Origin of the sequence: Trabulsiella guamensis ATCC 49490, assembly GCF_000734965.1 — a bacterium.
In the GTDB taxonomy this organism is placed as follows: domain Bacteria; phylum Pseudomonadota; class Gammaproteobacteria; order Enterobacterales; family Enterobacteriaceae; genus Trabulsiella; species Trabulsiella guamensis.
In genome coordinates this window covers 114,328-133,603 of record NZ_JMTB01000121.1, presented here as the reverse complement: position 1 = coordinate 133,603, position 19,276 = coordinate 114,328, and the positions used below count along the sequence as shown (strand labels likewise).

Below are 19,276 nucleotides of genomic sequence, written 5' to 3'. Positions count from 1 at the left end.
ATTATTTCTGATGCCAGTAAGCCTGATAGCGCAGCAGTTGCTGATCGATCTCGTCAGTTTCAAAGCGGCTGACCAGTGATTTCGTCACCGCCCCTTCTCCGGTCACCCAGATGAAGTAATCCTCCACCGGTACCTGCAATGCCGCCAGCTTTTCGGCTACCGCCTGCTCGCTGTGCCCCACCACCCAGTCGATATCAAAACCGTCGAGATAATCCTGATATTCAGCATCCGCCACGGTGACTATCGCTTTCACCTGAGGCGGTTGCGGCAGTTTGTGCAGATCGAGCAAACGGCGGCGCAGCGCAGGCATGCCGGATTCGTCACAGACGTACAATTGCCAGTGATACTCTTCCGGCACCACCAGCGAACCGCGCGGCCCGCCGATGGTCAGCGTGTCGCCAGCTTTCGCCGTCATCGCCCAATGGCTGGCGATACCGCCATCATGAATAAAGAAATCGTACGCCAGTTCGTGACGTGCGGCGTCGTACAGCGGCGTGTAATCGCGGGTCGCAGGGCGAATCCCGTCAGCCCAGACGATACCCTCGTCAGTCACTGTTGGCGGGGTAAAGGTATGGCCAGGCTCGGGGAAAAAGAGTTTGGTGTGATCGTCAAAACCGCGCGAGGTAAATCCGTCCAGCGCCTCGCCGCCGAACACAATACGCTGAAAACAACGGCTCACGCGCTCAACGCGCAGTACAGTCAGCTCGCGAAAACGCAGTTCATTGCGAACGCGCTGCGGGTACTTTTTTGCTTTGGTTGTTGTGGTCATCATCGCCTTCATGAACGTGAAACAGATATATCTAAAATGGATGTAAATGATAATGATTGGCAACTGAAAAGAATGCAAGACGTTTTTTGATATAGGCGAAAATAAGCGCAAGAAACGTCAAAATCTAAAAGTAAATCGTTTATTATCAACAGATTAAATTTTTATTTGGTTTCTGTATTGCGAAAACGAAAAGTTTAGATATAAATTAGATATATCAAAAAACACGACGGAGAACGATCATGCGACACCCTCATGACCACGAACATGAACATCACGGTATGCGCGGCGGGCGTGGTGGCTGCGGTGGCGGTGGCCGACGCCAGCGCTTTTTCGGTCACGGCGAACTACGCCTGGTGATTCTGGATATCCTGAGCCGCAATGCCAGCCACGGCTACGAACTGATCAAAGCCATCGAAGCGCTGACCCAGGGCCACTACAGCCCAAGTCCGGGCGTGATTTACCCGACGCTCGACCTGCTACAGGATCAGGGCCTTATCACGATTGATGTGGAAGACGGCGGGCGCAAGCGTATTGCCATCACCGACGACGGCTCGCAATGGCTGGCGGAAAATCATGAGCATCTCGGCCACATCCAGACGCGGATGAACGCCAGAATGGTTGGCCACGAGCTGCGCAAAGATCCGCAAATGAAACGGGCGCTGGAGAATTTCAAAGCCGTGCTGGATCTGAAAGTGAACCAGCAGGAACTCAGCGCCGCGCAGTTAAAACAGGTGATTGGCGTGATTGACCGCGCAGCGCTGGAAATCTCTCAGTTAGACTGACGCCACTGCCGCCGCATCGCGAACGCGGAACACTTTCACCAGTTCGCGTAAATGCAGCGCCTGTTCGTTCAGCGAGGTCGCCGCCGCAACAGACTCCTCAACCAGGCAGGAGTTCTGTTGGGTGGTGGAGTCGATGAGCCCGATGGCGCTGTTCACCTGCGAAATGCCTTCCGTCTGTTCCCGGCTGGCCTCACCGATTTCGCGCAGAATGGTGTTCATCTCTTCGACGTTGTTCACCATGCCAAGCATCAGCACTTCCGCTTTTTCCACCATCGCCATCCCTTCCTGCGCCTGCTGAGTCGAACTCTCGATCAGGCTGCGGATATCGCTCGCCGACGAGGCACTTTTCTGCGCCAGCTGACGCACTTCGCCGGCCACAACCGCAAAGCCACGACCGTGTTCCCCGGCACGCGCCGCTTCAACCGCCGCGTTCAGCGCCAGAATGTTGGTCTGGAAGGCGATAGAATCGATCAGGTTGATGATGTCGGACATGCGATTCGACGTCTCGTTGATCGCCCGCATTTTCCCGGTCACGTTCTTCATCATCTCGCCGTTGTTATTAACCACCGTCGCCGCGTTGGCGGAGAGGTCAGCCGCTTCTGCCGTATGCCCGGCGGTGTTTTTCACTGTGGCGGTGATCTGCTCCATTGACGCGGCAGTCTGTTCCACGGAACTGGCCTGCTCTTCGGTACGTGCCGCCAGATCCTGGTTTCCGGCGACAATCTGCGCCGCCGCACTGGAGATGCTTTCCGCACTGTGCTGCACATCCTGCACGATGGTCAGTAGTCGGGATTTCATCTCCATCAGCGCCTGCAGCATAACGCCGGTTTCATCTCTATGGCTGGCGGTGATATTGCGCGTCAGATCGCCATCGGCAATCGATCGGGCAAACGACACTGCCTCGCCCAGCGGACGGGTAATGGCGCGCACGATATACAGACCAAAGCAGCTGCCGACCACAATGCTGAAAATGGCCAGCGCCAGTAGTAACGCGCGATTGTTTTTGAAGTTATTCGCCACCTGATCGGCCGATGCCCGCATCTGCTTATCTTCAATAGCGATAAGCTCCATAACTTTCTCTTTATACGCCTGCTGGATACCGAGCGTGGTGGTCATCATTTCCTGAAGCGCCGCCTGGCGATTGCCGTTTTGTATCTCCTGCAAAATGCGAAAGCGAGATTCCAGGAACTGCTGACGGACTGCGCGGATGCTGGCAAAAATCCGTTGTGATTCGGCGTCCTGTCGTGATTTCGTCAGCTCATCAAGCAGTCGGGTGACGTTGGCGCTGAGGGTATTCAGTTCCTTCTGTCGGTCCTGCGTCCAGCGGCCTTCTTCATCCAGCAGGATCAGTTGCTGCGTGTTGACGAAGTCGTTGAAATTATTGATGAGCAGGTTGGCTTTGACGGTGGTGGGATAATCGCTGGTGATGATTGATTGCATTCCATTATTTGCCCGGTTCAGGCTCAACAGCGACAGCGTAGAACTGGCGATCAGCAGAAGAATAAAGAAGCCGAAGGCCAGAAATAATTTTGTGCTGATTTTCACGTTATGTAAGAACATATTTTCTCCGTGGACAGGTTTATATATCCGACGAAGAACGCTATCGGCAGAAAATCATCTAACTTTATGAATTTGATCGGTTTTTCATTAAAAGCACATTTTGCAAATAGCCAGCAACTATCAATATTCAAGGATCGATCGTTATACAACCCTCTTTCATGGAAAATTGAATATAAGCTAAACAAAACCGTCATATTCTGCGGAATAAATTTGCCTGATAAAACAGCGAAATTTAATATTAAATTAACAATATACCCTCACAATCATTACAAATAAAAACGCCACTGTCGGAAACCGATAAGCGGCGTTGATACGTTGAGAGAAAGAGCAAGAATGGAGATCAGTGCAGGACGGTGACCGCATCCTGCAAACGGCTGGCGCGATGTTTGACCATCGCCGACACCTGCGCGCTCTCCTCAACCAGACCGGCGTTTTGCTGGGTGATGGCATCCAGCTCAGCGACCGCGCGGGTCAGATCGTTCAGCCCTGCCGCCTGCTCTGACGTCGAAAGGCTGATCTGGCCAATCAGCTGTGTGACGTTTTGCACCTGCTCAACAATGTCATCCATCGTCCGCCCGGCGGCATGCACCTGCTCAGCCCCGGACTGCACTTTGCTGGCGCTGGCATCAATCAACTTACGAATGTCGTTAGCCGCCATGGCGCTGCGGCTCGCCAGATGACGCACTTCGCCTGCCACCACCGCAAAACCTTTACCCTGTTCGCCCGCCCGCGCCGCTTCAACGGCCGCATTCAGCGCCAGAATATTGGTCTGGAAGGCGATGTCGTTAATCAATTTGGTGATCGAACCGATGCGCTGAGTGCTGTCGGCAATCTCATCCATAGTTTTCACCACCGTCTGCATCGCCTGCCCACCCTGGGTGGCGGCACTGCTCGCCGAACTGGAGAGCTTATCCGCCGCCACCGCCGTTTCAGAGTTGCTTTGCACCGACGCCGCCATCTGGCTCATGGTGGCGACCGTCTGTTGCACATTAACAACCGTCTGGCGCGTTCGGATGTTGAGATCGTCATTGCCTTTTGCCAGGGTATCGCTGCCCTGATGAACGCTGGCAACCTGCCCGGAGACGTCGTGGATCAGCCAGCGGCACATCAGCCCCAACTGGCCGACCGCGCGCAGCGTCAGCCCGAGCTCGTCACTGCGGTTCAGGTGCTCAACACTGTTGCGCTCGCCGGTGGCAATGTTCAGCGCCTGACGGGCGACATTCTCCACCGGGCGAACAATCTGCCACTCCAGAAAAAGATCCCCGGCGAGCATCACCAGCATCCCCGCCAGCAATGTCATCCCCTGGGCATGAGTCAACAGCAGCGCGCCGGTCATCACCAGCCACAGCGCGGCCATCAGGCTGCGTACCCGCCAGCGCAACGGCATGGCAGGAAGCTTGCCCCACCAGCGTTTATGTACAACAAGCCCTTTATGAATGCGCAGATGGCTGCGACCGGCATTGAGCGCCGCATACAGCGGCTCGACGGCGGCGATCTCCTGATCTGTTGCCCGGGTACGAATCGACATATAGCCGGTGGTTTTCCCGTTACGCACCATCGGTACCGCATTGGCGCGCACCCAGTAATGGTCACCATTCTTGCGGCGGTTTTTAACAATGCCCGACCACGGCTCTCCCTGCTGCAGGGTGTACCACATATCGGCAAACGCCGCTTTAGGCATGTCGGGATGGCGAACCATATTGTGCGGCTGTCCCGTCAGTTCCTCCAGACGGTAACCGCTGACGTTCACAAAGGTGTCATTGGCGTGGGTGATGTAACTTTGCAAATCCGTGGTGGACATGAGGGTGGTGTCATCATCCAGAGGGGTGTTCCGCTGGCTGACGTAAGGCTGGGAAGACATGAGCGCATCCTTTGCAGGTTAGAAGACAATAAAATTTTGTGTAAATGTTATGTCGGCGCTAAAAACTTTAACTTTAGTTGTTAAATTTGATGTAGATCGCAATTTGCCTTTAAACCTTAAGTTTTATGCGTATTCCAACTCATTGATTTTGAATAATTTCAGTCTGAAATGAATTCAGCGACCGGATTTTATGCGCCCTGTTTTAGTTCAAAATTTGCACTATTTTGATGCAACTGCATGATTAATAGCTTTTTTCCTTCTCGTCCCGTTTCAGCCGTAAACACCGTTTAAATGTTAATGAAATGATAAAATATTGCACCTCCACGTTTCTCCCTGGCGTTTATCCCGATTTTTGCCGCCTTCCCTGGAATGGCGTAATCCCTGCAATACTTAAATCGGTATCATGTGATACGCGAATCCCTGGAGCACGTTTTGAACAGATTACCTACCAGCGCATCGGCTCTGGCCTGTACAGCGCACGCACTGAATCTCATTGAAAAGCGAACGCTTGATCATGAGGAAATGAAAGCCCTTAACCGAGAGGTGATTGAAAACTTTAAAGAGCATGTGAACCCGGGGTTTTTAGAGTACCGAAAATCTGTTACTGCCGGCGGGGATTACGGAGCCGTAGAGTGGCAAGCGGGGAGTCTTAATACGCTTGTCGACACCCAGGGACAGGAGTTTATCGACTGCCTGGGAGGTTTTGGAATTTTCAACGTGGGGCACCGTAATCCAGTAGTGGTCTCCGCCGTACAGAATCAACTCGCGAAACAACCGCTTCACAGTCAGGAACTCCTCGATCCACTACGATCGATGCTGGCGAAAACGCTGGCCACACTGACGCCGGGCAAACTGAAATACAGCTTCTTCTGCAACAGCGGGACGGAATCGGTTGAGGCGGCCATTAAGCTCGCCAAAGCCTATCAGTCGCCACGCGGCAAATTTACCTTTGTTGCCACCAGTGGCGCCTTCCATGGGAAATCGCTCGGTGCACTCTCCGCGACAGCGAAATCCACGTTCCGCAAGCCGTTCATGCCGCTGTTGCCCGGCTTCCGTCATATTCCATTTGGCGATATCTCCGCCATGCGTTCGGTTCTCAGTGAGTGCAGAAAAACGGGCGATGACGTGGCGGCGGTCATTCTGGAGCCAATCCAGGGTGAAGGCGGCGTGATCCTGCCGCCGCAGGGTTATTTGCCTGCGGTACGTAAGCTGTGCGACGAGTTCGGCGCGCTGCTGATTCTGGACGAAGTGCAGACCGGGATGGGCCGTACCGGCAAGATGTTTGCCTGCGAGCATGAGAACGTGCAACCGGATATCCTTTGCCTGGCGAAAGCGCTGGGCGGCGGCGTGATGCCGATTGGCGCGACGGTTGCCACGGAAGAGGTCTTCTCGGTGCTGTTCGACAACCCGTTCCTGCATACCACTACGTTTGGTGGCAACCCGCTAGCCTGTGCAGCGGCGCTGGCGACTATTCACGTACTGCTGGAGCAAAACCTGCCTGCGCAGGCGGAGCAAAAAGGCGACATGCTGCTGGATGGCTTCCGCAGCCTGGTGCGTGAATACCCGGATCTGGTGCAGGAAGCGCGCGGGAAAGGGATGTTAATGGCGATTGAGTTTGTTGATAACGAAACGGGCTACAACTTCGCGAGCGAAATGTTCCGCCAGCGGGTGCTTGTCGCCGGGACGCTCAACAACTCGAAAACGATTCGCATCGAACCGCCACTGACGCTGACCATTGAGCAGTGCGAGCAGGTGCTGAAATCAGCCCGTAAAGCGCTGGCTGCCATGCGTGTTGCCGTGGAGCAAGAATAAGGACACTGACAACGCTGAACGTTAACGGGTGGTTGCTCCGGCGCCACCCGTTTTTTATTGGCGCAGATCACACTCTGACGCCCTGCCTGAAAAGTACCTGCCATTGACCCAAAAGTCTCTTCACGAAGCCCTGTCCAGACGCTTCAATTAAACAACAAAAACAAAACATAAAATTAACAATTATTCCGATAATCGTGAAGAGGTCCCTATGAAACCTGAAGCATTCCGCGCTGACGCAAAGCGACCGTTAAACGGCGAAGAGTACCTGAAGAGTCTGCAGGACGGGCGTGAGATCTACATTTACGGCGAACGCGTGAAAGACGTCACGACGCACCCGGCCTTTCGCAACGCCGCCGCGTCAGTCGCGCAACTGTACGATGCGCTGCATACGCCAGCCCTTCAGGATACGCTGTGCTGGAACACCGATACCGGCAGCGGCGGCTACACGCATAAATTCTTTCGCGTGGCGAAAAGTGCCGACGACCTGCGTCAGCAGCGCGACGCCATCGCCGAATGGTCTCGCCTGAGCTACGGCTGGATGGGCCGCACACCGGATTACAAAGCCGCGTTCGGTTGTGCGCTCGGCGCAAATCCGGCCTTCTACGGTCAGTTCGAGCAGAACGCACGTCACTGGTACAGCCGTATTCAGGAAACCGGCCTCTACTTCAACCACGCCATCGTTAACCCGCCGATCGATCGCCATAAGCCTGCCGACGAAGTGAAGGATGTGTACGTCAAACTGGAGAAAGAGACCGACGCCGGGATCATCGTCAGCGGGGCGAAAGTGGTGGCGACCAACTCGGCGCTGACCCACTACAACATGATCGGTTTCGGCTCCGCACAAGTGATGGGCGAAGATCCGGATTTCGCGCTGATGTTTGTGGCACCTATGGACGCCGACGGCGTGAAACTCATCTCCCGCGCCTCCTATGAGATGGTGGCAGGCGCGACCGGATCGCCGTTTGACTATCCGCTCTCCAGCCGTTTCGATGAAAACGATGCGATCCTGGTGATGGATAATGTGCTGATCCCGTGGGAAAACGTACTGATCTACCGCGATTTCGATCGCTGCCGTCGCTGGACGATGGAAGGCGGTTTTGCCCGCATGTACCCGCTGCAGGCCTGCGTGCGTCTGGCGGTTAAACTCGATTTCATCACCGCGTTGCTGAAAAAATCTCTCGAATGTACCGGCACCCTGGAGTTCCGCGGCGTGCAGGCGGATCTCGGCGAAGTGGTGGCCTGGCGCAACATGTTCTGGGCGCTGAGCGACTCGATGTGCGCAGAAGCAACGCCGTGGGTGAATGGCGCCTGGCTGCCGGATCACGCGGCGCTGCAGACCTACCGTGTCATGGCGCCGATGGCCTATGCCAAAATCAAAAACATCATTGAACGTAACGTCACCAGCGGCCTTATCTACCTGCCCTCCAGCGCCCGTGATCTGAACAACCCGCAGATCGACCAGTATCTGGCGAAATACGTGCGTGGCTCGAACGGCATGGATCACGTAGAGCGCATTAAGATCCTCAAGCTGATGTGGGACGCCATCGGCAGCGAGTTTGGCGGCCGTCACGAGCTGTACGAAATCAACTATTCCGGTAGCCAGGACGAAATTCGTCTGCAATGTCTGCGCCAGGCGCAAAGCTCCGGCAATATGGACAAGATGATGGCAATGGTGGACCGCTGCCTGTCTGAGTACGACCAGAATGGCTGGACGGTACCGCATCTGCACAACAACACCGATATCAACATGCTGGATAAGCTGCTCAAGTAGCGGGAGGTAGAGATGCACCAGGATGAACAACGACTGCGTTTTCGTGACGCAATGGCCAGCCTGTCGGCGGCGGTGAATATCATCACCACCGAAGGCGAAGCCGGTTGCTGCGGGATCACCGCCACGGCGGTCTGTTCGGTGACCGACACGCCGCCGTCACTAATGGTGTGCATTAACGCCAACAGCGCCATGAACCCGGTGTTTCAGGGCAACGGCAAATTGTGCGTCAATGTGCTGAACCATGAGCAGGAACTGATGGCGCGCCACTTCGCGGGTATGACCGGCATGGCGATGGAAGAACGCTTTAAGCTCGGCTGCTGGCAAAAAGGTCTTCTTGCGCAGCCGGTGCTGAAAGGGGCTCTGGCCAGCCTCGAAGGGGAAATCAGTCAGGTGCAAACCATCGGCACCCATCTGGTTTATCTGGTGGAGATTAAGAACATCATCTTACGCGGCGAGGAAGGTCACGGGCTGATTTACTTCAAACGCCGCTTCCACCCGGTGATGCTGGCGCTGGAAGCCGCCGTATAAGCCAAAAACGCGCCCGGCAGCCGTCTGTTGCCGGGCATGTTCACATCATGCCAGATCCGCTTTCGTCAGCCCGAACGCGGCATCCATCGAGCCAGGTACTGCACGTGCCGTGATTTGCAGGCGGTTCCAGGTGTTAATCACCGCGATCATGAAATTCAGTTCCGCAATCTCGGTTTCTGAAAAATGCTCTGTCAGGTTGCGGTACAGCGCATCGCTGACACCATGCTCGGTAATCCGCGTCAGCGCTTCAGCAAAGGCGAGCGCCGCTTTTTCACGGGCACTGAACAGCGGCGACTCACGCCAGATCGGCAGATGGTAGATCCGCAGTTCACGCTCGCCGTCGATTTTCGCCTCTTTAACATGCATATCCAGACAGAAAGCACAGCCGTTCAGTTGCGAAACGCGAATGTCGATCAGGTGTTTCAGCGTCGGCGCGACAGAGGCGTTCCCTGTCGCCATACTCAGTTCTGACAGCGATTTAACCAGCGCAGGCGTGGCTTTAAAATGGTTTACGCGGGTGCTCATAGACTTTCCTCATTTTGTGCGGCAGGTGAAATTCAGTGGAGTAAATTTACGCCGTTGATGACATAGTAAAAAGGTACAAAAACCGTAAAAAGAGGTAGGACATGAAACCGGGATTTCAGGACATTTATCACCGCTACCGTGACAACATTACGCGCGGCGTGCTGAAGCCAGGCGACAAAGTCCCTGCCATTCGTGTGCTGGCGGAAGAGCTTAAGGTGGCACGCAAAACCGTGGAAACGGCCTACGCTATTCTCGTCGGCGAAGGTTATCTGGTCAGCCAGGGCGCGCGCGGTACAAGAGTAAACCCCGATTTAAATATTCCGCTGGCACAGCCCTCACCTGCTGAACAAACTCCGGGTATCTCGCAGGAGTCACCCGCCAGCCTGCGCCGACGCTCCGGCTTTTTGCGCCCCGGTATCCCGGCACTGGACGGTTTTCCCTACAAAAAATGGCTGCTACTGGCAGGCCAGGCGGTACGGGCGATGCGGCAGGAAGAGATGCTCAACCCGCCCGTGCCGGGCTGGTATCCGCTGCGCCAGGCCATCGCCAGCTATTTGAATATTTCTCGCGGGCTCTCCTGCACCGCCGAACAGGTGCTGATCACCAGTGGCTACATCGGCAGCCTGCGCCTGATCATCGATACCCTCGCCAGCCGTAATGACAAAGTGCTGTTTGAAGATCCGGGCTATTTTATGGGGCAGCAATTGCTGAAACGCATTGCGCCGCGCCTTTATCCTGTTCCGGTAGACCGACAGGGAATTGATACTGACTACCTGCTGCGTCATCACCACGACGCCCGTTTCGCCGTCGTCACCCCGTCGCACCAGAGTCCACTGGCAGTCACGCTTTCATTGCCGCGCAAGCAGCAGTTGCTCGACTGGGCCGCACAAAACGACGCGTGGATCATTGAAGATGATTACGACGGCGAGTTTCACTACACCCGCAAAGTGCTACCGTCACTGAAAAGTCTCGATCAGCACGACCGGGTGATTTTCATCGGTTCCTTCAGCAAAACCATTATGCCGTCGGTGCGCATCGGCTATGTGGTCATGCCCGCCAGCACCATTCCGGCGTTTATTCACAGTGCGGAAATCCTCACCAGCGGCCAGCCGGTACTGATGCAAAAAATCCTTACGGCGTTTCTCAACGAAGGCCACTTTTTCCGGCATCTGAAAAAAATGCGCGCGCTGTATCAGACGCGGCGCGAATGGATGATTGCCGCACTACAGGCGGTATATGGCGATCTGTTTTATACCGAGCAAAATGACGGCGGAATGAACATTGTGGCGTTTCTCAGTAAAGGCACCTGTGATCAGGACATCGTGGCGTGCTGGCAACAATACCAGTTGCACGTCAACGCGCTCTCTGACTGGTACAGCGGCACCACTAAACGCTACGGGCTGATGATTGGCTACAACAATATTCGTTCTTACGAAGAAGCCTGCGCCCAGCTGCAACAACCCAAAGCGCAGACGCTGGCGTTGTTACAGGCGAGCGCGGGCTGAGTTATGCGCTCACCAGCGCTTTCGGCTCCATAAAGGCACTGATGCCCCATTCGCCCATTTCGCGACCGACGCCGGAGTGCTTAAACCCGCCGAACGGCGCTTTCGGTTCATGGGCGAGGGTGTTGATCAGCACCCGACCAGATTCGATCTGCTGCGCCACGTTCTGCGCCCGCGCCACATCACGGCCCAGCACCAGCGCGCTCAAGCCGTACAGTGTATCGTTGGCGATGGCGATCGCCTCGGCTTCATCGCGGTAGGTAATCACCGACAGCACCGGGCCAAAGATTTCGTCGCGGGCGATAGTCATTTGATTGGTCACATCAGTGAACAGCGTCGGGCGCACAAACCAGCCGTCCTGCGTCCCGGTCGGACGCCCTTCGCCCCCTGCCAGCAGCCGCGCACCTTCGTCGATACCTTTGCGGATATACCCCTGTACGCGCTGCCACTGTTTTTCGCTGACCATCGGCCCGACCTCAGTGGCGGGATCGCGCGGATCGCCGGATCTTACTGCTGCCACGGCCTGCGCCAGCGCCGCTTCGTATTCCGCTTTACGCGACTGCGACACCAGGATCCGTGTCCCGGCGACACACGCCTGCCCGCTGTTCATGAACCCGGCAGCAATCGCCAGTGGCACCGCCTGCGCTACATCGGCGTCGTCGAGAATAAGGGTCGGTGATTTGCCGCCCAGCTCCAGCGTGACGCGCTTAAAGCTCTCTGCGGCATTGCGCAGGATCGCTTTACCGGTATTGGTCGAGCCAGTAAACGAGATTTTCGCTACATCAGGGTGGCGGCTGATAGCCTCGCCCACCGTTTCACCACGCCCGGTCACGATGTTAAACACGCCTGGCGGCAACCCGGCTTCGCTTAACGCTTTAGTGATCACCTGCGTTTGCAGGGCGCTCATTTCGCTCGGTTTGATCACTGCCGTGCAGCCTGCTGCCAGCGCCGCTGCCAGCTTGCCGCAGATGAATCCGGCGTCGCTGTTCCACGGTGTGATAAGCCCGGCCACGCCCAGCGGCGTCATCTGTACGGTAGCGATCCCCGTCCGGGTGGTGAATTCAAACGCTTCCAGCGCAGCAATGGCCTGGGTGATGACGTCCGCCGGGTAGCAGGCCATCCACGACGAGCGTGAAGCGGGCGCGCCATACTCATCAATAATCGCTTCCAGCAGTTCATCGTGGTGTGCCACCACAGCGGCGTGCATACGTTCAAGTGCCGCAATACGCTGCGCTTTGCTGGTTTTCGACCATTCCGGGAACGCGGCTTTCGCGGCGGCAATCGCCCGTTCGGCATCCTGTTCATCCGCAAGGCGCACCCGGCCTGTCACCTGCGCCGTGGCCGGATTGTATAAATCAAAATATTCGCTGCCATGCGGGGTGACAAATTCGCCGTTGATAAAGATCTGTTCGATAGTACGCATAGTGCCTCCTCAGGCTGTATGACCCCAGTCTGGCACAGCTTTATCGTGGCGATAATCCGCGTTATGCTGCAATCGGTGTTTCGATTTTCGGGATAATCTCTATGCATCGTTCAGGACTGACAGAACTTGAGGTGGTGATGGCGGTAGTGCGCCGGGGCAGTTTTCGTGGCGCAGCGCAGGAGCTGGGCATGTCGGCCACGGCGGTCAGCAACGCTATCGCCGGGCTGGAGAGCCGCTTGCAGACGCGGCTGTTTAACCGCACGACCCGCAGCGTGGCGCTGACTGATGCCGGGCAGCGTTTCGTCGCCCGTATTGGCCCGGCCCTGCAGGAGATCCGCCAGGCGAGCGAGGAGATCCACAGCGATAGCGGCGAACCGGCAGGAACGCTGCGCCTGAACGTACCGAACAATATCGGCGCGCTGTTCCTTGATGAATTGCTTATCGACTACATGCGCCGCTACCCGAAAATGCGCGTCGAAACGGTCAGTGAAGCGCGAATGATCGACATCGTGGCGGAGGGGTATGACGCCGGGATTCGCCTCGCGGAATCCGTGCCGCAGGATATGATCGCCATTCCATTAACGAAGGATCTTCGCCAGCGGGTGGTCGCCACACCGGATTACTTTGCCCGTTATGGCACACCGGAAACGCCGGACGATCTACTGCATCATCAGGGGGTCGGCATGCGCATGTCGCATGGCGGGATCTACCGCTGGGAGCTGGAGCGGCGGGGAGAACGTTATGAACTGGCGGTGCCGCCACGCTTTGCCACCTCAGATCTTCATGCATCGATCCGGGTAGTGAAAGCCGGACTGGGGATAGGTTTTTTACCGGAGTTGTATATTCAGCAGGAACTGGATGGCGGGGAACTGGTCAGCGTACTCGATGAATGGGCGCAGCCCTTTGGCGGGCTGCGCCTGTATTATCCTGGCCATCGTCACGTCCCACCCGGGCTGCGGGCGCTGGTGGCGCTGGTCAGGGAGCGCGGCGTGTATCCGCACGCACCCTTAGCCGATATCATGGCGTGAAATCCCGATATCTTTTAGCTGCGCTTCGCTCAGGCGGTCGAGCGCCCGGCGGGTTTTGTGGATCCGCCACCATTTTGCGATCGCTTTTCCAATCAACGTCAACCCTAAGAACGGCGCTCTGGGCCGGTTTTCATAAAACTCCATGATGCACCTCTCGTTTCTGTGAGTGAGGGCCTTATCTTCATGGAATGTGGGTGTACGATACAGATTCAGAATACACTTTTCTTTAACATACAGATGCTATAAAACGGTATCTGAGCTGCTTTTTTTCACTCGATCTGTACTGGTTTATCTATCTGTATGGTTGATAGAAGGATACAGCATGACGCGTTACCAACATCTGGCCAATCTGCTTGCCGAGCGTATCGAACAGGGGCTGTACCGCCACGGGGAAAAACTGCCCTCGGTGCGGGCGCTGAGTCATGAGCATGGTGTCAGCATCAGTACCGTACAGCAGGCCTATCAGAAGCTGGAAGATTTACAGCTCATCACCCCGCAGCCGCGCTCCGGCTACTTTGTCGCCCCGCGCAAAGCCCAGCCGCCGGTGCCGGCCATGTCGCGCCCGGTGCAGCGCCCGGTAGAGGTCACCCAGTGGGAGCAGGTGCTGACGCTGCTGGGTGGGCGTGGCGATAAAAGTATGGCCGCATTTGGCGGCGGCTCGCCGGACGTGTCGCAGTCGAGCCTGAAACCGCTGTGGCGCGAGATGAGCCGCATCGTACAGCACCATCCTGGCGACATCCTGAACTACGACGAACTGGCTGGCCGCCGCGACCTGCGCGAACAGATTGCCCGCCTGATGCTTGATGGCGGTACTGTAGCCACTGCGGATGACATTATCATTACCCAGGGCTGCCATGCGGCGCTCTCCATCGCGCTGTTTTCCGTCTGCAAGCCTGGCGATATCGTTGCCGTCGAATCCCCCTGCTATTACGGCACCATGCAGTTACTGCGCGGATTTAATATCAAAGCCATTGAAATTCCGACCGATTCGCAAACCGGGATCAGCATTGAAGCCCTGGAACTGGCGCTGGAGCAGTGGCCGATCAAAGGCGTGATCCTGGTCCCCAACTGCAACAATCCGCTGGGCTTTATTATGCCGGATGATCGCAAGCGGGCGATCCTGGCGCTCGCCCAGCGTCATGATCTCGCTATTTTCGAAGATGATATTTACGGTGAGCTGGCGAACGAGTATCCGCGCCCGCGAACGATCAAATCCTGGGATATCGATGGTCGCGTGCTGCTGTGCAGCTCTTTCACCAAAACCATCGCGCCGGGGTTACGCGTGGGCTGGATTGTACCAGGCCGTTACCGTGACCGGGTGCTGCACATGAAATACGCCACCAGCGGCACCACCGTACCCACCACTCAGATGGCGGTAGCGTCATTTATTCGCGAAGGCCACTATCACCGCCATGTGCGGCGGATGCGTCAGATCTACCAGCAGAACATGGAAACCTACACCTGCTGGGTACGGCAATATTTCCCCTGTGGCATCTGCGTGACGCGTCCACAGGGCGGTTTCCTGCTGTGGGTTGAGCTGCCAGAACTTGTCGATATGGTCTGTGTCGGTCAGCAACTCGCCCGGCTGAAGATCCAGATCGCCCCCGGTTCGCTGTTTTCCGCCTCCGGGAAATACCGCAACTGTCTGCGGCTGAACTGCGGCCTGCCGCCCACGGAACAGCATCAGCGGGTGGTGGCGCAACTGGGGGAAGCTATCCGCGTCGCCATCGAATGGAATAACGCGAGATAAGTACATCGTCTCACAACTCCATGACGGGTCGCTTTCACCGGCGGCCATTTGGTGTATGTTCTGAATTATTCAACCATTCAAACCGGTAAAGCGATGAGACGTATTGAAGTAGTGTTGCGGGAACTGGAGCGGCTTACGCGCACCCTGGACGTCAGTGATTTGCAACAGGAGGTGGCCTTCACGGCGGAAAGCATCGGGTTTAACCTCGGGCTGGCACGCAACTCGGTCAGTAAAGATCTTAATCAACTGTGCAATGACGGGCTGGCGGTGAAAACCCGTGGTCGCCCGGTGTTCTTTTTGCATCGCCAGGCGCTGGAAGCATTGCTCGGCAGAGGGCTGTCTGCAACGGAACGGGAGCTGCCGTCGGTGTCGGCGTTGCTGCCGCACGCTGACGAACAGGATAACGATCCCTTTACTGCGTTGATTGGTCACGACCGTAGCCTGCGTGATGCTGTCGAAAAAGGCAAAGCCGCCGTGCTCTATCCACAAGGGCTGCACGTGTTGCTTACCGGGCCATCCGGCGTCGGCAAAACCTTTTTTGCTGAATTGATGCACCGCTACGCCTGCGAGCACACCACCGGCAGCCTGCCGCCGCTGGTCTATTTCAACTGCGCTGAATACGCCAACAACCCGGAACTGCTCTCCTCCCATCTCTTTGGCCATCGTCAGGGGGCATTTACCGGTGCCACCAGCGATAAAACCGGATTAGTCGAACAGGCTGACGGCGGCTATCTGCTGCTTGATGAAGTCCATCGTCTGCCTTATGAAGGCCAGGAAAAACTCTTCTCCCTGCTGGATAAAGGCGAGTACCGCCCGCTGGGCTCCAGCGCCAGCGCCCGTAAGATCTCCTTACGCCTGATCTGCGCCACCACTGAACCGGTGAATTCGTCACTGCTGCGCACTTTCCAGCGCCGGTTGCAGGTCAGCATTGATCTGCCCGGTATTCGTGAGCGTTCCGTGGAAGAGCAGGTGGAGCTGATCGTCGGTTTTCTGCAACGGGAAAGCCGCAAGATCGAACGCACGATTGGCATCGATAAAACGCTGTTGCTGTGGCTGCTCAACAAACCGCTGGAAGGCAATATCGGCCAGCTCAAAAGCGATATTCAGTTTCTCTGCGCCCAGGCGTGGGCCTCGGAAATGGCGACGCACAGCGACACGTTATGGCTCGATAAAAAACTGGTCGACACGCCGTTTAATGCCACACCGGAACAGAGATTGCTGGTGGATGCGCTGTTCAGCGGTCGCGCACAACTGAACATTGACGCCCGCACGCTGCCGCAACTGAAAAGCTCGCTTTCGCCGGGAAGCGATCCGCAGGAGAGCGATCTGTTTTACAGCTTCCTGACCCGCGAATACGTCAATCTGCGCAACAGTAACGTGCCGCCGGCTGAGACGCTGGCGATCCTGAAAAACAAGCTGAGTTCAATTTTTGAATACGGCCTCTACAGCCGCGACAGCGGCACCAACCCGCCACGCTATGGCGATCAGTTTGAAGAGCGCGTGACACTGCTGATCGGCTGTGTTGAGCAGGTGCTGGGCTTTGCCCTGCCGGAAAATCTGGTCAATCCGTTGCGAAAACACTTTCTGGCGCTGATTGGCTATGTCCAGCGCGGGCTGATCCCGCAGCTTTACTCCTCCAGTTTGATTCTCGATCGCTGCAAGGACGAATACGAAAACGCGACCCTGCTGTGCCGCAAAATCAACGAACTGCTGCATATTCAGTGCCCGGCGACGGAAGTGGTCTGGCTGTGCCTGTTCCTGAAAGAGTGCCGTCATTATCGTCAGCGCATCAGTGACAGCCCGGACTGCGGCGCTATTCTGATAGCCCACGGCGCAACGACCGCCACCAGCATGGCACAATACGCCAACCGCGTGCTGGAGCGCGAGCTGTTCAGCGCCATCGACATGCCTTTCGAGCAGTCGGTACATGACACACTGGAAAAGCTGACGCAGATGATCCGCGCCCACGGCTGGCAGCGGCTGATCCTGATGGTCGATATCGGATCGCTGGTGCATTTCGGCAGTACCATCAGCAAACTGTTTCAGATAGACGTGCTGCTGATGCCCAATATCAGCCTGACCAGCCTGCTGGAGATCGGGCTTGATCTGAACTACGAAACCCGCGACTTGCCGCAACTGAACGAGCTGATGCAGAACAAAGGCATTCCGTGCCAGCTCTGCACGCCGCAGCAGGAAAATGTCGGCAACGTGCTGGTGGTCTCCTGCATTACCGGTATGGGCACTGCCGAGAAAATCAAAAAAGTGCTGGAGGAAAGTTTCGGCGAACTGATGTCGCAGGATACACGAATGGTGATCCTCGATTACAACGAGGTGCGCAGCCCGGAACGCGTGCAGCAGGCGCTGAACCCGCACGAGCGGCTGGCGGGGATCGTCGGGACGTTCCAGCCAGGTCTGCCGGATATCCCGTTTATTTCGCTGGAAGAGCTGTTCTCCGAACAGGGGCCGGAGCTGGTGCTGAGCCTGCTGACGCCAGATCTGTCCAGCGCCGAGCGGCGTCTTGAAATGGAGCGCAGCGCGTCGCGCTTTATCAGCGCGCTGACCATGGAGAGCATCATCAACCACATTTCCGTGCTCAACCCGCAACGCATTCTGAAAGAAATGGAAGGCGTACTGAGCCAGTTACGCACCACGCTTGCCATCAAACCGAGCCGTCAGGTGACACTACGTTTCCTGATCCACTGCTGTTGCATGGTCGAGCGTATCGTCATTAACCGCAAACCGTTACAGATGGCGCTGGAAATGAAGCCCGAAATGGACGCACGGGCATTTAGTGGCATCAAAGCGGCGTTTCAGCCGGTAGAAGAAGCCTATGCCATCCGACTTTCCGATGCGGAATACGTTTATATTTACGAGCTGCTGTTTGGTTAAACCGCTGTCATACCGCCGGGTTGCGCCCTGCCGCCCGGTTTTTCTTCCCTTCCCTTACCCTGCGTGACACTAACTCTGGCACAACGCTTGCTCTTATCTCGGGTGTAAACGAAACCGCGCCAGGAGGCCATTTTGACACCCACTACATCCACTCCGTCCCTGTCCCAAATTCTGCTGCTGACGCATGGCGGCTGGGGGCAGCAGCTATGCAACAGTTTGCGCATGGTGATGGGCGAAATCGAAGGCGTGAAGGAGATTGCGCTGATGCCGGTCGACACGCTGGGGGAGTATTACCAGCGCGTTGAAGCGGTCGTGAAAACACTGCCCGATGGCTCGCTGATCCTGACTGATTTTATTGGCGGCACCACCTCCAACGTGGCGGCACGGCTGAGTGCGGATTATCCGGTGGCGGTGATCTCTGGGCTTAACGCCACGCTGTTGCTGGAAGCGCTCGACAAGCGCGAGCACGGACGGTTATCCGATTGCGTCGCAGCGCTGGTGGATGCCGGACGCAGCAGTTGCCGCGATGTCGTCGCCCATGTTCGTCAATTACAACAACCCTAAACACCACAACAAGGAAAACATTATGGCAAACATCGTCTTATGCCGTATCGACAGCCGCCTCATCCACGGTCAGGTGGTCACAAAGTGGGTCGGCCAGTCTCAGGCGAACCGCATTGTGGTGGTCAGCGATGAACTGGATGCCGATCCGTTTATGAAGAACATCTACCTGATGGCGGCGCCGCCGAACATCAAAGTGGATTGCTATGGCAACGACAGTTTCGCGGCAACGTGGAAAGAGAACCGGCTGGGTGATGGCAACGTGCTGGTGCTGTTCCCGTCACTGGCCGCGATTCAACAGGTAGTACAGAACGGTTTTGACGTCGGCACCATTCAGGTGGGCGGACTGGGCGGCGGACCAAACCGCAAAGCCGTCTTCCAGAACATCACCCTGGATGAGAAAGACGTGGGCATTCTCAAAGATTTGAAAAGTCGTGGAATTCAGGTGTTTTTCCAGACGATCCCGGAAGATAAACCGCAGTCGCTGGACGATATTCTGAAAAAATTCTAACCCT

The 19,276-nt window shown here is 56.3% G+C and carries 16 protein-coding genes; 10 read left to right on the top strand and 6 right to left on the bottom strand.

Going from position 1 to position 19,276, the window contains the following annotated elements:
* Position 1: 1 nt before the first annotated feature.
* Positions 2-769 carry a siderophore-interacting protein gene (locus GTGU_RS22085; protein ID WP_038162704.1) on the bottom strand — a complete coding sequence of 256 codons (768 nt, stop codon included), beginning with the start codon at positions 767-769 and terminating at the stop codon, positions 2-4.
* A gap of 239 nt (positions 770-1,008) precedes the next feature.
* Between GTGU_RS22085 and GTGU_RS22080 the strand changes: the two genes are divergently transcribed.
* Positions 1,009-1,551, top strand: a complete 543-nt coding sequence (locus GTGU_RS22080; protein ID WP_038162702.1) for a PadR family transcriptional regulator — start codon at positions 1,009-1,011, stop codon at positions 1,549-1,551.
* Here the strand turns inward: GTGU_RS22080 and GTGU_RS22075 are convergent.
* Together GTGU_RS22075 and GTGU_RS22070 are read right to left on the bottom strand one after the other, a co-directional pair.
* Complete coding sequence (locus GTGU_RS22075; RefSeq protein ID WP_038162699.1) at positions 1,543-3,111, bottom strand: methyl-accepting chemotaxis protein; 1,569 nt, start codon at positions 3,109-3,111, stop codon at positions 1,543-1,545. The genes GTGU_RS22080 and GTGU_RS22075 overlap by 9 nt on opposite strands.
* A 340-nt stretch (positions 3,112-3,451) precedes the next feature.
* A complete protein-coding gene (locus tag GTGU_RS22070; protein WP_038162697.1) occupies positions 3,452-4,972 on the bottom strand; it encodes a methyl-accepting chemotaxis protein in 1,521 nt (506 codons plus the stop codon).
* A 432-nt stretch (positions 4,973-5,404) separates the two neighbouring features.
* On the opposite strand from GTGU_RS22070, the gene ygjG reads away from it, so the two are divergent.
* The 3 genes from ygjG (at position 5,405) to GTGU_RS22055 (ending at position 9,083) form a co-directional block, all read left to right on the top strand.
* On the top strand, positions 5,405-6,784 hold the full coding sequence (ygjG, locus tag GTGU_RS22065; protein ID WP_169741197.1) for a putrescine aminotransferase: 1,380 nt from the start codon (positions 5,405-5,407) through the stop codon (positions 6,782-6,784).
* Positions 6,785-6,992: 208 nt separating this feature from the next.
* On the top strand, positions 6,993-8,555 hold the full coding sequence (gene hpaB / locus GTGU_RS22060; protein WP_038162693.1) for a 4-hydroxyphenylacetate 3-monooxygenase, oxygenase component: 1,563 nt from the start codon (positions 6,993-6,995) through the stop codon (positions 8,553-8,555).
* 12 nt (positions 8,556-8,567) lie between these two features.
* Positions 8,568-9,083, top strand: a complete 516-nt coding sequence (locus GTGU_RS22055) for a 4-hydroxyphenylacetate 3-monooxygenase reductase subunit (RefSeq protein WP_038162689.1) — start codon at positions 8,568-8,570, stop codon at positions 9,081-9,083.
* 45 nt (positions 9,084-9,128) lie between these two features.
* Here GTGU_RS22055 and GTGU_RS22050 read toward each other — a convergent pair whose 3' ends face one another.
* Entirely contained in the window at positions 9,129-9,608 is a 480-nt protein-coding gene (locus tag GTGU_RS22050) for a carboxymuconolactone decarboxylase family protein (RefSeq protein ID WP_038162686.1), read from the bottom strand.
* Between the two features lie 101 nt (positions 9,609-9,709).
* On the opposite strand from GTGU_RS22050, the gene pdxR reads away from it, so the two are divergent.
* Positions 9,710-11,113, top strand: a complete 1,404-nt coding sequence (pdxR, locus tag GTGU_RS22045; protein WP_038162681.1) for a MocR-like pyridoxine biosynthesis transcription factor PdxR — start codon at positions 9,710-9,712, stop codon at positions 11,111-11,113.
* Position 11,114: 1 nt separating this feature from the next.
* Here pdxR and GTGU_RS22040 read toward each other — a convergent pair whose 3' ends face one another.
* Positions 11,115-12,533, bottom strand: coding sequence for an aldehyde dehydrogenase family protein (locus GTGU_RS22040; protein WP_038162678.1), 1,419 nt, complete (start codon positions 12,531-12,533; stop codon positions 11,115-11,117).
* A 101-nt stretch (positions 12,534-12,634) separates the two neighbouring features.
* On the opposite strand from GTGU_RS22040, the gene GTGU_RS22035 reads away from it, so the two are divergent.
* Positions 12,635-13,561, top strand: a complete 927-nt coding sequence (locus GTGU_RS22035; protein WP_038162676.1) for a LysR family transcriptional regulator — start codon at positions 12,635-12,637, stop codon at positions 13,559-13,561.
* Here GTGU_RS22035 and GTGU_RS25165 read toward each other — a convergent pair.
* Positions 13,541-13,705, bottom strand: a complete 165-nt coding sequence (locus GTGU_RS25165) for a DUF1127 domain-containing protein (protein ID WP_072012047.1) — start codon at positions 13,703-13,705, stop codon at positions 13,541-13,543. The genes GTGU_RS22035 and GTGU_RS25165 overlap by 21 nt on opposite strands.
* A 178-nt stretch (positions 13,706-13,883) precedes the next feature.
* On the opposite strand from GTGU_RS25165, the gene GTGU_RS22030 reads away from it, so the two are divergent.
* From GTGU_RS22030 to GTGU_RS22015, 4 genes are all read left to right on the top strand, one after another.
* Positions 13,884-15,311, top strand: coding sequence for an aminotransferase-like domain-containing protein (locus GTGU_RS22030; RefSeq protein ID WP_038162673.1), 1,428 nt, complete (start codon positions 13,884-13,886; stop codon positions 15,309-15,311).
* A 93-nt stretch (positions 15,312-15,404) separates the two neighbouring features.
* Positions 15,405-18,200 (top strand): transcriptional regulator DagR, encoded by a 2,796-nt coding sequence (dagR, locus tag GTGU_RS22025; RefSeq protein ID WP_038162747.1) that lies wholly within the window; start codon positions 15,405-15,407, stop codon positions 18,198-18,200.
* Positions 18,201-18,359: 159 nt separating this feature from the next.
* Entirely contained in the window at positions 18,360-18,764 is a 405-nt protein-coding gene (locus GTGU_RS22020) for a PTS sugar transporter subunit IIA (RefSeq protein WP_156964234.1), read from the top strand.
* A 22-nt stretch (positions 18,765-18,786) separates the two neighbouring features.
* The gene (locus tag GTGU_RS22015) at positions 18,787-19,272 is read left to right on the top strand and encodes a PTS sugar transporter subunit IIB (protein ID WP_038162670.1); all 486 of its coding nucleotides are present in this window, start codon (positions 18,787-18,789) and stop codon (positions 19,270-19,272) included.
* The last annotated feature ends 4 nt before the right edge of the window (positions 19,273-19,276 follow it).

Coding starts and splice junctions, on each gene's coding strand:
- GTGU_RS22055 (WP_038162689.1), top strand. CDS start 8,568: ATGCACCAGGATGAACAACGACTGCGTTTTCGTGACGCAATGGCCAGC.
- GTGU_RS22080 (WP_038162702.1), top strand. CDS start 1,009: ATGCGACACCCTCATGACCACGAACATGAACATCACGGTATGCGCGGC.
- GTGU_RS22035 (WP_038162676.1), top strand. CDS start 12,635: ATGCATCGTTCAGGACTGACAGAACTTGAGGTGGTGATGGCGGTAGTG.
- GTGU_RS22015 (WP_038162670.1), top strand. CDS start 18,787: ATGGCAAACATCGTCTTATGCCGTATCGACAGCCGCCTCATCCACGGT.
- dagR (WP_038162747.1), top strand. CDS start 15,405: ATGAGACGTATTGAAGTAGTGTTGCGGGAACTGGAGCGGCTTACGCGC.
- GTGU_RS22075 (WP_038162699.1), bottom strand. CDS start 3,111: ATGTTCTTACATAACGTGAAAATCAGCACAAAATTATTTCTGGCCTTC.
- hpaB (WP_038162693.1), top strand. CDS start 6,993: ATGAAACCTGAAGCATTCCGCGCTGACGCAAAGCGACCGTTAAACGGC.
- GTGU_RS22030 (WP_038162673.1), top strand. CDS start 13,884: ATGACGCGTTACCAACATCTGGCCAATCTGCTTGCCGAGCGTATCGAA.
- GTGU_RS22040 (WP_038162678.1), bottom strand. CDS start 12,533: ATGCGTACTATCGAACAGATCTTTATCAACGGCGAATTTGTCACCCCG.
- GTGU_RS22050 (WP_038162686.1), bottom strand. CDS start 9,608: ATGAGCACCCGCGTAAACCATTTTAAAGCCACGCCTGCGCTGGTTAAA.
- GTGU_RS22085 (WP_038162704.1), bottom strand. CDS start 769: ATGACCACAACAACCAAAGCAAAAAAGTACCCGCAGCGCGTTCGCAAT.
- pdxR (WP_038162681.1), top strand. CDS start 9,710: ATGAAACCGGGATTTCAGGACATTTATCACCGCTACCGTGACAACATT.
- GTGU_RS25165 (WP_072012047.1), bottom strand. CDS start 13,705: ATGGAGTTTTATGAAAACCGGCCCAGAGCGCCGTTCTTAGGGTTGACG.
- GTGU_RS22070 (WP_038162697.1), bottom strand. CDS start 4,972: ATGTCTTCCCAGCCTTACGTCAGCCAGCGGAACACCCCTCTGGATGAT.